Origin of the sequence: Streptococcus sp. A22 (genome assembly GCF_043674215.1) — a bacterium.
In the GTDB taxonomy this organism is placed as follows: Bacteria; Bacillota; Bacilli; order Lactobacillales; family Streptococcaceae; genus Streptococcus; species Streptococcus suis_V.
The window spans coordinates 1-14,544 of the sequence record NZ_JBIMJQ010000011.1; the positions used below are offsets into that span (position 1 = coordinate 1).

11 protein-coding genes, 9 tRNA genes and 1 pseudogene are annotated in these 14,544 nt (G+C 45.0%); 19 read left to right on the forward strand and 2 right to left on the reverse strand.

What is annotated here, in order from left to right:
* Positions 1-220: 220 nt before the first annotated feature.
* From ACHBHN_RS05915 to ACHBHN_RS05965, 11 genes and pseudogenes are all read left to right on the forward strand, one after another.
* Positions 221-293: transfer RNA gene (locus ACHBHN_RS05915), tRNA-Val, on the forward strand.
* A gap of 2 nt (positions 294-295) precedes the next feature.
* A tRNA-Asp gene (locus tag ACHBHN_RS05920) sits at positions 296-368 on the forward strand.
* 69 nt (positions 369-437) lie between these two features.
* A tRNA-Lys gene (locus tag ACHBHN_RS05925) sits at positions 438-510 on the forward strand.
* Positions 511-513: 3 nt separating this feature from the next.
* Positions 514-595 (forward strand) — tRNA-Leu (locus ACHBHN_RS05930).
* 16 nt (positions 596-611) lie between these two features.
* A tRNA-Thr gene (locus ACHBHN_RS05935) sits at positions 612-684 on the forward strand.
* Positions 685-699: 15 nt separating this feature from the next.
* A tRNA-Gly gene (locus tag ACHBHN_RS05940) sits at positions 700-771 on the forward strand.
* 7 nt (positions 772-778) lie between these two features.
* Positions 779-862 (forward strand) — tRNA-Leu (locus ACHBHN_RS05945).
* 17 nt (positions 863-879) lie between these two features.
* Positions 880-953 (forward strand) — tRNA-Arg (locus ACHBHN_RS05950).
* A gap of 46 nt (positions 954-999) precedes the next feature.
* Positions 1,000-1,073 (forward strand) — tRNA-Pro (locus ACHBHN_RS05955).
* Between the two features lie 422 nt (positions 1,074-1,495).
* Positions 1,496-2,698: an IS110 family transposase gene (locus ACHBHN_RS05960; RefSeq protein ID WP_394733785.1), complete on the forward strand. Its 1,203-nt coding sequence runs from the start codon at positions 1,496-1,498 to the stop codon at positions 2,696-2,698.
* A 223-nt stretch (positions 2,699-2,921) separates the two neighbouring features.
* A pseudogene (locus ACHBHN_RS05965) lies at positions 2,922-3,605 on the forward strand (transposase family protein); the annotation flags it as partial.
* Here ACHBHN_RS05965 and ACHBHN_RS05970 read toward each other — a convergent pair.
* Entirely contained in the window at positions 3,605-4,603 is a 999-nt protein-coding gene (locus ACHBHN_RS05970) for a LacI family DNA-binding transcriptional regulator (RefSeq protein ID WP_125265437.1), read from the reverse strand. The pseudogene ACHBHN_RS05965 and the gene ACHBHN_RS05970 overlap by 1 nt on opposite strands.
* Positions 4,604-4,732: 129 nt before the next feature.
* Here ACHBHN_RS05970 and ACHBHN_RS05975 point away from each other — a divergent pair, with 129 nt between their 5' ends.
* The 5 genes from ACHBHN_RS05975 (at position 4,733) to ACHBHN_RS05995 (ending at position 10,053) form a co-directional block, all read left to right on the forward strand.
* Positions 4,733-5,896 (forward strand): galactokinase, encoded by a 1,164-nt coding sequence (locus ACHBHN_RS05975; RefSeq protein WP_105160106.1) that lies wholly within the window; start codon positions 4,733-4,735, stop codon positions 5,894-5,896.
* Positions 5,897-5,921: 25 nt separating this feature from the next.
* Positions 5,922-7,397, forward strand: a complete 1,476-nt coding sequence (gene galT / locus ACHBHN_RS05980; protein ID WP_394733786.1) for a UDP-glucose--hexose-1-phosphate uridylyltransferase — start codon at positions 5,922-5,924, stop codon at positions 7,395-7,397.
* A gap of 69 nt (positions 7,398-7,466) precedes the next feature.
* Positions 7,467-8,375 carry a DMT family transporter gene (locus ACHBHN_RS05985; RefSeq protein WP_394732698.1) on the forward strand — a complete coding sequence of 303 codons (909 nt, stop codon included), beginning with the start codon at positions 7,467-7,469 and terminating at the stop codon, positions 8,373-8,375.
* Positions 8,376-8,424: 49 nt separating this feature from the next.
* The gene (locus ACHBHN_RS05990; protein ID WP_394732699.1) at positions 8,425-9,054 is read left to right on the forward strand and encodes a copper homeostasis protein CutC; all 630 of its coding nucleotides are present in this window, start codon (positions 8,425-8,427) and stop codon (positions 9,052-9,054) included.
* Positions 9,055-9,387: 333 nt separating this feature from the next.
* Positions 9,388-10,053, forward strand: coding sequence for a colicin lysis protein (locus ACHBHN_RS05995; protein ID WP_105111448.1), 666 nt, complete (start codon positions 9,388-9,390; stop codon positions 10,051-10,053).
* Between the two features lie 20 nt (positions 10,054-10,073).
* Here the strand turns inward: ACHBHN_RS05995 and ACHBHN_RS06000 are convergent, their stop codons facing one another.
* Entirely contained in the window at positions 10,074-10,733 is a 660-nt protein-coding gene (locus ACHBHN_RS06000) for a trimeric intracellular cation channel family protein (protein ID WP_105123388.1), read from the reverse strand.
* 233 nt (positions 10,734-10,966) lie between these two features.
* Here ACHBHN_RS06000 and ACHBHN_RS06005 point away from each other — a divergent pair, with 233 nt between their 5' ends.
* From ACHBHN_RS06005 to ACHBHN_RS06015, 3 genes are all read left to right on the forward strand, one after another.
* A complete protein-coding gene (locus ACHBHN_RS06005; RefSeq protein ID WP_105111446.1) occupies positions 10,967-11,935 on the forward strand; it encodes a thiamine pyrophosphate-dependent dehydrogenase E1 component subunit alpha in 969 nt (322 codons plus the stop codon).
* A 52-nt stretch (positions 11,936-11,987) separates the two neighbouring features.
* Entirely contained in the window at positions 11,988-12,983 is a 996-nt protein-coding gene (locus ACHBHN_RS06010; RefSeq protein WP_014638601.1) for an alpha-ketoacid dehydrogenase subunit beta, read from the forward strand.
* A gap of 141 nt (positions 12,984-13,124) precedes the next feature.
* Positions 13,125-14,513, forward strand: a complete 1,389-nt coding sequence (locus ACHBHN_RS06015) for a dihydrolipoamide acetyltransferase (RefSeq protein WP_105111454.1) — start codon at positions 13,125-13,127, stop codon at positions 14,511-14,513.
* Positions 14,514-14,544: the final 31 nt, after the last annotated feature.

The following is a 14,544-nucleotide window of genomic DNA, read 5'->3' on the forward strand; positions in this document are numbered from 1 at the left end:
GCCGAACACAGCAGTTAAGCCCTAGAACGCCTGAAGTAGTTGGGGGTTGCCCCCTGTTAGATACGGTAGTCGCTTAGCGCATAGGAATCAGATGATTCCATTTGGGAGTTTAGCTCACTGGGAGAGCTGAAACAATCTAGTGATTGTTTCAGGTTGTGGATGAAGAAAGCGTAGCTTTCCACACTACAGATGCTCGACCGTTGAGTTGAATGACCAGAAGGGGAGTTTAGCTCAGCTGGGAGAGCATCTGCCTTACAAGCAGAGGGTCAGCGGTTCGATCCCGTTAACTCCCATAGGTCCCGTAGTGTAGCGGTTATCACGTCGCCCTGTCACGGCGAAGATCGCGGGTTCGATTCCCGTCGGGACCGTTTTAACATCCTATGAATAGGCTGTTAAAAGTTGGAAATAAAACAAACGTAGTTTGTGTCATATTTTGAGACTCGTTAGCTCAGTTGGTAGAGCAATTGACTTTTAATCAATGGGTCGCTGGTTCGAGCCCAGCACGAGTCATATGCGGGTTTGGCGGAATTGGCAGACGCACCAGATTTAGGATCTGGCGCTTTCGGGCGTGGGGGTTCAAGTCCCTTAACCCGCATAGAGAATTATAATAGGCCGGCTTAGCTCAGTTGGTAGAGCATCTGATTTGTAATCAGAGGGTCGCGTGTTCAAGTCATGTAGCCGGCATTAACTGAATAGGTTGCGAACGTAGTTCAGTGGTAGAACACCACCTTGCCAAGGTGGGGGTCGCGGGTTCGAATCCCGTCGTTCGCTTTGAGAGGCCGGGGTGGCGGAACAGGCAGACGCACAGGACTTAAAATCCTGCGATGGCAACATCGTACCGGTTCGATTCCGGTCCTCGGCATGTCCGTATTATAGGAAGCACCCTTAGCTCAACTGGATAGAGTACCTGACTACGAATCAGGCGGTTAGAGGTTCGAATCCTCTAGGGTGCATGACTCGCTTAATGCTTCATTAGGGGAGCTTTATTTTTAGTGATAACGGGAAGTAGCTCAGCTTGGTAGAGTACTTGGTTTGGGACCAAGGTGTCGCAGGTTCGAATCCTGTCTTCCCGATGTTACAAATCAAAGAGTGCTCATTGGGCATTTTTTTTGATTTTACTGTTCATAAAGTTTATTGAGACTAAGAAGCAAGGAGTACTCGTCTTTTGGGTACTCCGTGTTTTTTAGGCTCTATAATTTCTGTAGTGGGTAAATCTATTATGGAAATTATGGAGCCTTTTTGAGTGTAGAAAAACATACTAAGATTAGTAGTGAGGAAATCTCCGACGGGAGAGAGTACTCACTACTTTTTCTTTATGATAAAGTAGAGGTGTCTTGTTAAGTCATGGGACTTTTTGACGCTAGACGTCGCAATAAAAACTGGCAAGACACCTGTTTTAGAAAGAATGTTATCAAAGTATGTGGGACGCTAGACGTCGAGTATTGAAAATGACATCACTAAAACAAGGAATCATTCAAGACAAAGAGGTAATATCATGCGTGCAGTATTTGGGATTGACGTGAGTAAGGTAAGTTCAGAAGTGGCTATTCTAGTCAACGGCGAGAAGGTTCATGGCTATACCATGCCCAATGATGCCATTGGCTTTTCTAGGCTACTTTGTGATTTGAAAACCGTCCACAAGCCAGAAATCTTCTTTGAAGCAACAGGCGTCTATTCTCGTCGTCTTCAAGCTTTTCTAGAAGATAATGGCTACGCTTATACACGGCTCAATCCCTTGGAAGCCAAGAAGCAACTGGATAGCTTGCGTGTGCGGAAAACAGATCAAATTGACGCCGAAAAACTGGCTCAATCTCAATTTGTGCTGAATCGTAAACCCACTTATGTCCAAGAAGAAGTCTACCAAAACTTGCGGGATCTCAGCCGTTTCTATCAGAATCTGACCGAGGACATTGTTCGAGCTAAAAACCGTCTGCACAAGGTCTTACAAGTCACTTTTCCTGAATTGGAAACTATCATATCAACACAAACTGGCGAACAATACTGGAACCTGGTCATAGCTTTTCCTTGCAAGGACTTCGTGCTTGAGTTAAGCAAGAATGAACTCTCAAAGAGCATTCGTCAGTCCACCTCAAAACGGATTTCAGACAAGCGTGTGGCGTACTTAGCCGAAAAGCTTACAGCACTAGCTAATCAATCTTACTGTGCCGTCAAGAAAACCTCTCCAATGCTGGAAGAGGTTCGTTACTATGCAAAAGAATTGCTTAGACTTTCTGAACAGAGACAAACTGTCCTAGACCAAATGGTAGAACTAGCTCACCCATTACCTGAATATGACATTCTGCTCTCTATTCCTGGAATAGCTGAGACTACTGCAACAAGTATTATTGGTGAACTGGGAGATATTCGCCGTTTTCAGTCTGCCAATCAAATCAATGCCTTTATCAGTATTGACCTGAGACACTATGAATCTGGTAACTTCCTCGCTAAGGAACACATTACCAAGCGTGGCAATCCCTACGCTAGAAAGATTCTGTTCAAGTGTATCCACAATATCGCTTCAGCCAGTCACACCAATCATTGCCATATCGCAGACTTTTATGAGAAACGAAAAAGACAATCGCAAACGACTTCTACGAAGGCACACACGATTGCCTCCATACATCGTCTCATTCGGACAATGTATTACCTCATAACGCATAACAAACTTTACGATTACACTTTAACCCAAAATCTGTAAGATTGTTTATGCAATATTATTGTAACACCTTATCAAAAATTTTCAACGTAAGGTGTTAATTTCGTCTACTCTTTTTACACGAAACTTTAGTCCAAAAGAAAACATTGACTATTGAACTCAAAATATTTTTCATCAAATACCTCGATGAACTTGACAAATGGTAGAAAAAAGTCCCATATGACCTATAATGAAAAGCAACCAAACTCACATTAGAAAGACTCATATGGAACAGCTAAATTTTATCACAAATTTTCTCAGAATAAAGACAAAAATATCCTTATCACTGATGAGTATGATATCGGAACTCACCTAGAACTATACGGTCACTTGGATTACACAGCCCCTAAATGTCCTTTTTGTAAGGGACAAATGGCTAAATACGATTTCCAAAAAGCCTCCAAAATCCCCTATCTAGAAACTGCTGGTTATCGACTCCTTATCCGTCTTCGAAAGCGTCGGTTCCAGTGTAAAGATTGCGGAAAAATAGCGGTTGCTGAAACTCCTCTTGCCAAGTAGAGCCACCAAATCTCTGTCGCTGTTAACCAGAAAATCGCCCAGTTACTCATCGAAAATCAAGCAATGACACATATTGCACACAGGCTATCTATCTCAACATCATCAGTTAGTCGAAAGCTTAATGAGTTCAAGTTTGAAACAGATTGGAATACCTTACCTGAGGTGATGAGCTGGGAGTCAGACAGTCTGGGGATAGACTGTTTGAGCTGCTTTCAAGAAAGGGAAGATGAGCTTTATCGCACAAGATTTCAACTCACTGAATGTCATTACCATTCTAGACGGAAGAACTCAAGCAACCATCCGAAATCATTTTCTACGCTATCCTAGAAAGGTTAGAAATCGCGTAAAAGTCATTTTCGCCCACCTACAACTGTTGACAAAGAGCCTTTTTTAATATGAACTTTCTCTAATGGTCAATGTCGTTCTGAGTTTGATTTTTCGTGGGTGGTGGGTGGTTGGATTTGCAATGATGCGGTCCAAGAGTTGCATAGCTTCAAGGCCCATTTCCTCCGTGAAAACGCTGATAGAGGAGAGTGCCGGATAGACTTGACGAGTGATGGCGGTGTCGTTGAAGGTGATGATTTGAACACGATCAGGAACCTCAATTTGCCGCTCTTGTAGGGCTCGCAAAGCACCGACAGCCAGCGTATCGTTGGCCATGAAGAAGGCTGGTGGCAGGTCGTCGCCCAATTCTTGTATTGCACGGGTCATCAGTTCGTAGCCTGACTGGGTGGAAAATTTCCCGATATAGCAGTAATTTTCTTTGTAGATGCCCAAGGTGGACAGATAGTCATGATAGCTGAGCAAGCGGGGGTCGGCAGGCAGGTCTTGTCCGTCGGAGGTCTTTTCCTGCCCGACTAGCAGTCCGATGTCAGCGATACCTTGACTGCGAAAATGATTGATGACGGTTTGAACCGAGTGGTTAAAATCAGTGGTTACACAGGAGAACCCTTCGGTCAGAGTATCACTGTCCACAAAGACCAGATGAGGAGACAAGCTGGTCAGCTCTGCTATTTGCCTAGAAGAAAATTTGCCCACTGCGATGATGCCGTTAACCTCGGCCAGGAGCGGATTGCTCAGGTCGTTGAAGGAGAGGATGAGCTGATAGCCCAGTCGGCTAGCCTCGCGCTCGATGCTGACGCGGATAGAGTAATAGTAGAGGTCGGCTAATTCCTCGCTTTCTGTGTACCATTGGACAAGTCCGATGGTGCCTTTTTGTTGGGGCGCCTGCTTTTTCAAATGTTTGGTATAGCCCATTTCTTGAGCCAAGTCTAGGATGCGTTCGCGAGTTTCTGGACTGACGGATAGGCTGTTATCTCCATTGAGAACTCTGGAAATAGTGGCGGATGAGAGCTGTGCTCTAACTGCAATTTCTTTGATAGTGACCATGGCTTTCCCCTTTCTTTTTCTTTGATTATAGCACAATAGAAAAGATTAGTAAAATTTTAGTAAATTCTTGACAAGGTCTTTTTTTAGATATAAAATAAAAGAAATCGATTACAATTCAAGGAGGTTCTTATGAACAAGGAACAAATCACACAAGCCTTTCAGGATGTATTTGGTCAAGAAGCGGACGCGGCATTCTTCTCGCCAGGTCGAATTAACCTGATTGGTGAACACACGGACTACAACGGCGGTCATGTTTTCCCAGCTGCCATTACTTTGGGGACCTATGGTGCAGCCCGCAAGCGTGATGACCAAGTCCTGCGCTTTTACTCTGCCAATTTTGAGGAATTGGGTATTATTGAGGTGGATTTGGGCAATTTAGTCTATGACAAGGCCCATAACTGGACCAACTACGCCAAGGGCGTACTTAAGTTCTTGCAGGAGGCTGGACATACGATTGACTCGGGTATGGACGTCTATATCTATGGCAATATTCCAAATGGGTCTGGCCTGTCCTCATCAGCCTCTTTGGAACTGCTGATTGGGATTATTGCGGAGGAGCTATACAAGTTAGACTTGACTCGCCTTGATTTGGTTAAAATCGGAAAATTGACGGAAAATCAGTTCATCGGGGTTAATTCAGGAATCATGGACCAATTTGCTATCGGTATGGGTGCGGACAATAAGGCGATTTACCTAGATACCAATACGTTGGAATATGACTTGGTGCCGCTGGATTTGGGCGACCATGTCATTGTTATCATGAATACCAATAAGCGCCGTGAATTGGCAGATTCTAAGTACAATGAGCGCCGTGCGGAATGTGAAAAAGCGGTGGAAGAGCTCAATTCTGTCCTCTCTATCGAGACCTTGGGTGAGTTGGACGAATGGACTTTTGACGAATATGCTTACTTGATTAAGGACGAAAACCGTCTCAAACGGGCGCGCCATGCCGTTCTGGAAAATCAACGGACCTTGCAGGCTCGGGCAGCGCTTGAAGCTGGTGATTTGGCAAAATTCGGTCGTCTGGTCAATGCCTCACATGTGTCCTTGGAGCATGATTATGAAGTGACCGGTCTGGAATTGGATACGTTGGCCCACACCGCTTGGCAACAAGAGGGCGTTCTCGGGGCGAGGATGACGGGAGCAGGATTTGGTGGCTGTGGCATTGCCATTGTCCACAAGGATAAGGTAGAGGCCTTTAAGGAAAATGTTGGCAAGACCTACACAGAAGTGGTCGGCTATGCACCTAGCTTTTATGTGGCAGAAATTGCTGGCGGTTCAACCGTTTTGTAAGATGTGAAATGATGAAGGAGAGACGATGGCAAATCTGGTAGATACATTTGTGGAGCAAGCGATTGTTCATAGTGACTTTGAGGAGATGGACCGTCTCTATCTGCGCAATCGGGTTTTGGCTTTGGTTGGCGAGCAGGTCTTGGACATTGAGACGGAGCTGACGGATATGATTGCCCTCAAAGATGCCTTGTTGGCATCGGCTCTTGAGGCTGGTCAAGTTGGGGAACTCTTGGAGGAGCAGGACATGGTTGGGGCTAGTCTGATGGACTTGGTGACACCGGCTCCTAGTCAGGTCAACCGTCAATTTTGGGCGACCTATGAAAATAGTCCGGAGCAGGCTATTGCGGCTTTCTATGACCTCAGCAAGCGCAATGATTATATCAAGCTAGCAGCTGTTGCCAAAAATATCTATTACCAAGTACCGACAGATTATGGCAATCTGGAAATCACCATCAACTTGTCCAAACCAGAGAAGGATCCGAAAGCCATTGCGGCGGCCAAATTAGCAGAAGCAAGTAATTATCCTAAATGCCTGCTCTGTATGGAAAATGAGGGCTATCAGGGGCGGATCAATCATCCTGCTCGTGCGAATCACCGGATTATTCGTCTTCAGTTGGGGCAGGAGAACTGGGGCTTTCAGTATTCACCCTATGCTTATTTTAATGAGCATGCCATTTTCCTCAATACTGAGCATGTGCCAATGGCCATTACGCCACAGACCTTTGAGCAACTCTTGGATTTGATTGACCTTTTGCCGGGTTATTTTGTCGGTTCCAATTCGGATTTACCGATTTCGGGTGGCTCTATCTTGACCCACAATCACTATCAGGGCGGTCGGCACACCTTCCCCATGGATGAGGCACCTATTGAGCAGGAGCTGACATTTGCAGGTTTTGAGGGCGTGCAGGCTGGACTAGTCAAGTGGCCCATGTCGGTTATCCGTTTGACCTCCAGCGAACGGACGGAGCTGCTTGGTTTGGCGACTAAGATTTTGGAAAAATGGCGGAGCTACTCAGATGACTTGGTTGGAATTAAGGCTGAGAAGAATGGAGTACCGCATCATACCATTACACCGATTGCCCGCAAGCGTGACGGTCGTTATGAGCTGGACTTGGTCCTCCGCGACAATCAGACCTCGGAGGAATTTCCAGACGGCATTTACCATCCTCATCCAGATGTTCAGCATATCAAGAAAGAAAATATCGGCTTGATTGAAGTCATGGGCTTGGCCATCTTGCCACCGCGCCTTAAGGCGGAGTTGGCCGAGGTGGAGAAATTCCTGCTGGGGCAGGACAGTCAAGTGGCAGCCTATCACCAAGACTGGGCAGACCGCTTGAAGACCGCTCACAGCTCAATTACCGCTGAAAATGTCCAAGAGATTGTCCGCACGTCGGTGGGACAAATCTTTGCCCGTGTACTTGAAGATGCCGGCGTCTACAAACGCACACCAGAAGGCCAAGCTGCCTTTAGAAGGTTTGTCGAGTTTGTGGGGGTTGTATAATAACTTTCGAAGGGTAGGCAGACGCCTGCTCTTTTTGTTATAATAGTAAAAGTTATCAAAGGAGTAGATATGAAAAATTCAAAAATAGGGACTGTCATTACGCTTGTGGCAGGTATTGCTTGGGGTTTGTCGGGAGTCAGTGGGCAATATTTGATGACGCGTGGGGTGACGGTTGAGATGATTACGACCCTGCGTTTGGTGATTTCGGGCGTGGTTCTGCTGGGCGTGGCCTATTTGACCAGTAGGGACCAGTTGATGGCTGTTTTGAAAAATAAAAAGGCCCTGCTTGGGATTTTCCTTTTTGCCATGCTGGGCTTGGTGCTCAATCAAATCGCTTATCTACAAGCCATTTACTATACAAATGCCGGTACGGCAACGGTTTTGCAATACCTCTGTCCTATTTTGGTCTTGGGTTATACCTGTCTGCGGGACCGACAAAAGCCGACAGCGGTTGAATTGATGTCGATTGCTCTTGCTGTAGTAGGTACATTTCTGATTGCGACACACGGGCAATTGGACAAGCTGGCGGTGACACCGATTGGTCTGGCATGGGGGATTTTCTCAGCCTTCACTTACGCCCTCTATATCATCCTGCCTAGTCGCTATATTCGCCAATATGGAAGTATGGTGGTCATTGGGATTGGCATGCTGATGGGTGGTTTGGTGGCAGTTCTTGCCTTTAGGACCTGGGGCCAGAGCCTTCCCGTGGACGGTGGTAGTCTCTTGGGCATGTTGGGAATTGTTGGTGTTGGTACCATTTTTGCCTATACGGCCTTTCTCAAGGGCGTCAGCATGGTCGGTCCGGTCAAAGGCAGTCTTTTGGCTTCGATTGAGCCGGTCGCATCGGTCTTTTTTGCCGTTTGGCTAGTTAATGAGCAATTTTATCCCATTGATTTTTTGGGGATGGTGCTGATTTTGGTGGCTGTTCTACTTATTTCCCTGAAAGATTTAGTGATTTCACGAAAGAGTATTGGTTAAGATGCTCTTTTTTGTTATACTAAAAGAAAAGGCTTACAAAGGAGAAAATATGCTTAGAGAATTTTGTTCGGAGAACCATATTGACGTAGCGCGTGCCCTTTCTTTAGGGGCGCAACGAGTGGAGTTGTGCGATAATTTGGCAGTCGGTGGAACGACACCTAGCTATGCGGTGATTGATTACGTTTGTCAACTGGCCCATGAAAATAATGCGACGGTCATGACCATGATTCGCCCCCGTGGCGGGAATTTCTGTTATGATGAGGTGGAAGTGGACATGATGGTAGAAGATTGTAAGGTGGCCAAGAAACTGGGTTCGGACGGTCTGGTTTATGGTCTGTTGACCGAGGAAAATTGGCTGGACGAGGTCGCTTTGGAGAAATTATTGGCCGTGTCTGAAGGGTGCGAAGTTGTTTTTCACATGGCCTTTGATCAAATACCACGCAGGAGACAATTTGAGGCCATTGATTGGCTGGCAGCACACGGTGTGACGCGGATTTTAACGCGGGGTAATCTGTCTGGTTGTGCTTTGGAAAACATTGACTGGCTAAACGAGATTGTGACTTATGCCAAGGGAAAAATTCAAATCCTTATTGGTGGTGGATTGACGGTGAATAACGTTCCAGAATTGGTCAACAAGCTACCGATTGACCAAGTCCATGGAACAAAATTGTTTTGGTAAGAAAACTTTAAGTTTTCTTTAAGGAGGCTTCAGTATACTCTATTTATTCTTTTTCATATAATCTCCTGAAGGCGCCCGGCATTTGTCGGGTGTTTTCTTTCTTTTTTTATATTTTATCGGGGATGGAGCGAGAACTATGAGCATTGAACTATCTGTAGATTGGAGACAAAGAATGCTGTTACTATTGAGTTAGTTTGAAAGGGGTGACTGACTTCAGATAAGCTGATTGAAATGTTATGAGAGTCAGGGGTTATTCGTTCTGGCTCTCCAAATCCTATACAAGCCTCAGAATATTTGTTATACTAAGAATAGAAAGAACATTTGGAGGTTTCTATGAAGAGGGTAAAATATCTTGGTCTGCTCTTGGGGGCTATGACATTTCTAGCTGCTTGTCAGCCAGCAGATTTGCAGTCCACTACTACTGAGACAGAAACGTCTACTCAAACTTCTGCTCCAACGGAATCAGAAGAGATATCGGTTGGTTCAAGTGAGCAAGAGGCGGGGTCTTCTGCTCAGCAAGGTTTTTCCTTACCAGTAATTTATCAGGACGTCATCGGAAATTACCAAGCTAGTCTTGCCCAACCAGAAGCTATCAATCCCGAACAGGTCAGCACCCAATTAGTCTTGGTTCATCAGCCGGAAATCTATGCTGGCGCTTTCTATAGCCTGTATGATTTTAACCAAGATGGGGTTGAAGATCTGATTATTGCTCTGAAAAAATCAGATAGTTATGTGCTGATTGACCTCTATACTCTGTATGGTGGAGGGGACCTCTTACGCCTGGTTGACAGTTTCCGTCATATCGGTCCTGAAATAGGTGAGGAGGCCATTCTCCGTCCCCTACAAGATGGTAGCTATCTTTATGAGGTTGCTGGTCAATCCAAGCTCTATCAATATGACGAACATATTCCGGGATTGGGTCCTGTTCCTGAGATAGAAGCAGAATCACCAGTTTTTGATCTGAACAGTTTGACCTGGATTCAGATAGAAGCACAATAGTGAAAGGCTTGAGTTGATGCTCAGGCCTTTGGTTTTCTATCCATGTTGGGAAGATTGATTTTGTATTTGATGACTAGCAGTCGGATAATCAAAGAGATGACAAATATAGTAATAAAGGTAGGAATTTGAGGTAGTTGCCAATTGACCACACAGATATGGTAAATCATACCGGAAAATAGGGCCAAGACAGCATAAACGTCCTCTCGAAGGACAATAGGGGTCTCATTGACCAATAAGTCTCGGACAATGCCACCACCAACTCCAGTCAGGGTCGCAAGAATACCTGTTGTCACAGCATTTAGCTGTAACTCTATGCCAGTGTTGGCCCCGATTAGGGCGAAAATCGCCAGACCTATCGCGTCGAAGATGAGGTTGGTTTGGGCAAGGAGAATCAGGGCCCGCTTGTCAAGAGGTGTATCCTGTCGGATATGAATGGCGCAGAGATAGAGTAGAATGGCCACGACAACGGATAAGTAGATGGCTGAAGGGTCCGTCAGAGCAGTTGGAATACGATTGGCCATGATATCTCGAATAATACCACCTCCCACAGCTGTCATCAGACTGAGGAGAGAAATCCCAAATATATCTAGTTTTTTTCTGAAACCTTTAACGGCACCTGAAACAGCAAAAGCGATTGTCCCTATGTAGTTACAAATGATAAGAAATAGCTCAAAATCCATACCTACCTCCACCTCTAGTTTACCATAGAAACAATTGGAAGTTCAAGAGAAAAAAAGTTTGTGATAAAAAGAACTTTATCAGGTGTGTCCTTGTCGATATTTTTGTGAAAAAGTGAACGAAATCAAGGTTTTCAGAAAGTTTACAAGAAAATAGAAAACGGTTCAAAAATTTGCCATTTGTGAAAAAAAGGTCTATCATAGTAAGGAAAGAGAAAAAACCTTTGGAGGAAATTATGGTATCTATTTCAAAAGAGCAACATTTGGATATGTTCTTGAAAATGCAGCAAATTCGTGATGTTGACATGAAGTTGAACAAATTAGTGCGTCGTGGCTTTGTACAAGGTATGACTCACTTCTCAGTTGGTGAAGAAGCAGCAGCGGTTGGTCCGATTGCTAGCTTGACAGACCAAGATATTATCTTCTCTCACCACCGTGGTCACGGTCACGTTATTGCAAAAGGTATTGATATCAACGGTATGATGGCAGAGCTTGCTGGTAAGGCAACTGGTACATCTAAAGGCCGAGGTGGTTCCATGCACTTGGCCAACGTTGAAAAAGGGAACTTCGGTTCTAACGGTATCGTAGGTGGTGGTTATGCCCTGGCTGTTGGTGCGGCTTTGACCCAACAATACCTTGGTACAGATAATATCGTTATCGCCTTCTCAGGTGACTCAGCGACTAACGAAGGTTCTTTCCATGAGTCAATGAACTTGGCAGCTGTTTGGAATTTGCCAGTTATCTTCTTTATCACAAACAACCGCTACGGTATCTCAACTGATATTTCTTACTCCACCAAGATTCCTCACCTTTACCTTCGTGCAGCGGCTTACGGTATGCCAGGTCACTATATCGAAGATGGTAACGATGTGGTTGCTGTTTACGAGAAAATGCAAGAAGTTATCGAATATGTTCGTGCAGGTAACGGTCCAGCCATGGTTGAGGTTGAATCTTATCGTTGGTTTGGTCACTCAACAGCCGATGCTGGTGTTTACCGTACAAAAGAAGAAGTTAACGAGTGGAAAGCAAAAGATCCGCTTAAGAAATACCGCAAGTATTTGACTGAAAACAAAATTGCTACCGACGAAGAATTGGATGCAATCGAAGCACAAGTTGCAGAGCAAGTAGAAGCAGCTGTGAAATTCGCACAAGAAAGCCCAGATCCAGATATTTCAATTGCATACGAAGACGTTTTTGTGGACTAGTCTGCAGTCTAGATTGAAGAAAAATTTTTTATAAGTAGGAGAAATTGTAAAAATGGCTGAAACAAAAGTAATGGCCTTGCGTGAAGCGATTAACTTGGCTCAAAGCGAAGAAATGCGTAAGGATGAAAAAGTATTCTTGATGGGTGAAGACGTCGGTATCTACGGCGGTGACTTCGGTACATCTGTTGGTATGTTGGATGAATTTGGTCCAAAACGCGTTCGCGACACGCCTATCTCTGAGGCAGCAATTGCTGGTTCTGCAGTTGGTGCGGCTCAAACTGGTCTTCGTCCAATCGTTGACTTGACCTTCATGGACTTCGTAACCATTGCCCTTGATGCGATTGTTAACCAAGCTGCTAAAACAAACTACATGTTTGGTGGTGGTTTGAAGACACCTGTAACTTTCCGTGTGGCTTCAGGTTCAGGTATCGGTTCTGCTGCCCAGCACTCACAATCTCTTGAAGCTTGGTTGACGCACATCCCAGGTATCAAGGTTGTCGCACCTGGTACAGCTAACGATGCAAAAGGTCTTTTGAAATCATCTATCCTTGATAACAACCCAGTTATCTTCTTGGAGCCAAAAGCTCTTTACGGTAAAAAAGAAGAAGTGAATTTGGACCCAGATTTCTACATTCCACTTGGTAAAGGTGAAATCAAACGTGAGGGTACTGATGTAACCATTATTTCATACGGTCGTATGTTGGAACGTGCCTTGAAAGCGGCTGAAGAAGTAGCTGCAGAAGGCATCAGCGTAGAAGTGGTTGACCCACGTACCCTTATCCCATTGGATAAAGAATTGATCATCGAATCTGTGAAGAAAACTGGTAAGGTTATCTTGGTCAACGATGCTTATAAAACAGGTGGTTTCATCGGTGAAATCGCATCGATCATCACAGAAAGCGAAGCCTTTGACTACTTGGATGCACCAATCATCCGTATCGCTTCAGACGATGTACCAGTTCCTTACGCAAACATTCTTGAAAATGCTGTATTGCCAAACGTAGAGAAAATCAAAGCGGCAATCTACAAACAAGTTAACAAGGGTTAAGAGAAAATCTTGTTATAAACAAGAATGAAACGTAAGAAACTGAAAGAAAGGAATTGAACCCGGCCGGAGAGTTGGGGAATCAGGAATTTTTAGGAATTTCTCATTTCCAGTCACTCTCTGTTGGGCCCTGGTATCTTAAATATGGCAATTGAAATTATTATGCCTAAGCTCGGTGTGGACATGCAAGAAGGTGAAATCATCGAGTGGAAAAAACAGGAAGGCGATTTCGTCAATGAAGGCGACGTCATCTTGGAAATGATGTCTGATAAAACCAGCATGGAATTGGAAGCTGAAGAGTCAGGCGTTCTCTTGAAAATTGTGCATGGAAATGGTGCGACAGTTCCGGTAACGGAAGTCATTGCCTATCTCGGCGCAGAAGGTGAAACAGTGGAAGCGGCTGGTAGCTCTGCTCCAGCGGTTGAGCCAGCAGCAGCTATCGAAGAAGTTCCTGCTAGCCGTACACCGGTTATTGTAACTCCAGTAGTGGCTGCGAAACCGCAAGGTGGTGGTAAAGTTCGTGCAACTCCAGCAGCTCGTAAATTGGCGCGTGATTTGGGTATCGACCTTGGTTTAGTACCTGGTACGGGTGCCAATGGTCGTGTCCACAAGTCTGACGTTGAAGACTTCAAAGGTGCGGCTCCTAAGGCTACTCCACTTGCAGCTCGTATTGCAGCTGACCTGGGTGTTGATTTGACAACTGTGACAGGAACAGGTGTCAACGGTAAAATCAAGAAAGAAGACGTTCTTGCCCTTGTTGCACCAGCTCCAGCGGTTGAAGCAGCAGCTAGTCCTAAAGCAGAAGAAAAATCAGTCAAAGAATTGCCAGAAGGCGTTGAAATCATCAAGATGAGTCCAATGCGTAAGGCTATTTCGAAAGGTATGGTTAACTCTTACTTGACTGCACCAACCTTCACGCTGAACTACGACATTGACATGACCAACCTCATGGCACTTCGTAAGCAGGTTCTTGAACCAATCATGAACAAGACAGGTCTTAAAGTAACCTTCACAGACTTGATCAGTCTTGCAGTTGTTCGTACGCTTATGAAAGAAGAACACCGTTACATGAATGCGTCTCTCATCAACGATGCTCAAGAAATCGAATTGCACAAGTTCGTTAACCTTGGTATCGCTGTTGGTATGGATGGAGGTCTGGTTGTACCAGTTGTTCACGGTGCAGATAAGATGAGCTTGTCTGAATTCGTGGTTGCATCCAAAGATGTCATCAAGAAAGCGCAATCTGGTAAGTTGAAGGGTGCTGAAATGTCTGGTTCGACATTCTCTATCACAAACTTGGGTATGTTTGGAACTAAGACCTTTAACCCAATCATCAACCAACCAAACTCTGCTATCCTTGGTGTGGCGTCAACGGTTCAAACACCGGTTGTCATCGACGGTGAAATCAAAATCCGTCCAATCATGGCACTCTGCTTGACCATTGACCACCGTATTGTTGATGGTATGAACGGCGCGAAATTCATGGTTGACCTCAAGAACTTGTTGGAAAACCCGCTTGAATTGTTGATCTAAGATAAGATCTCCATTGGTTTAAACTAGAGAA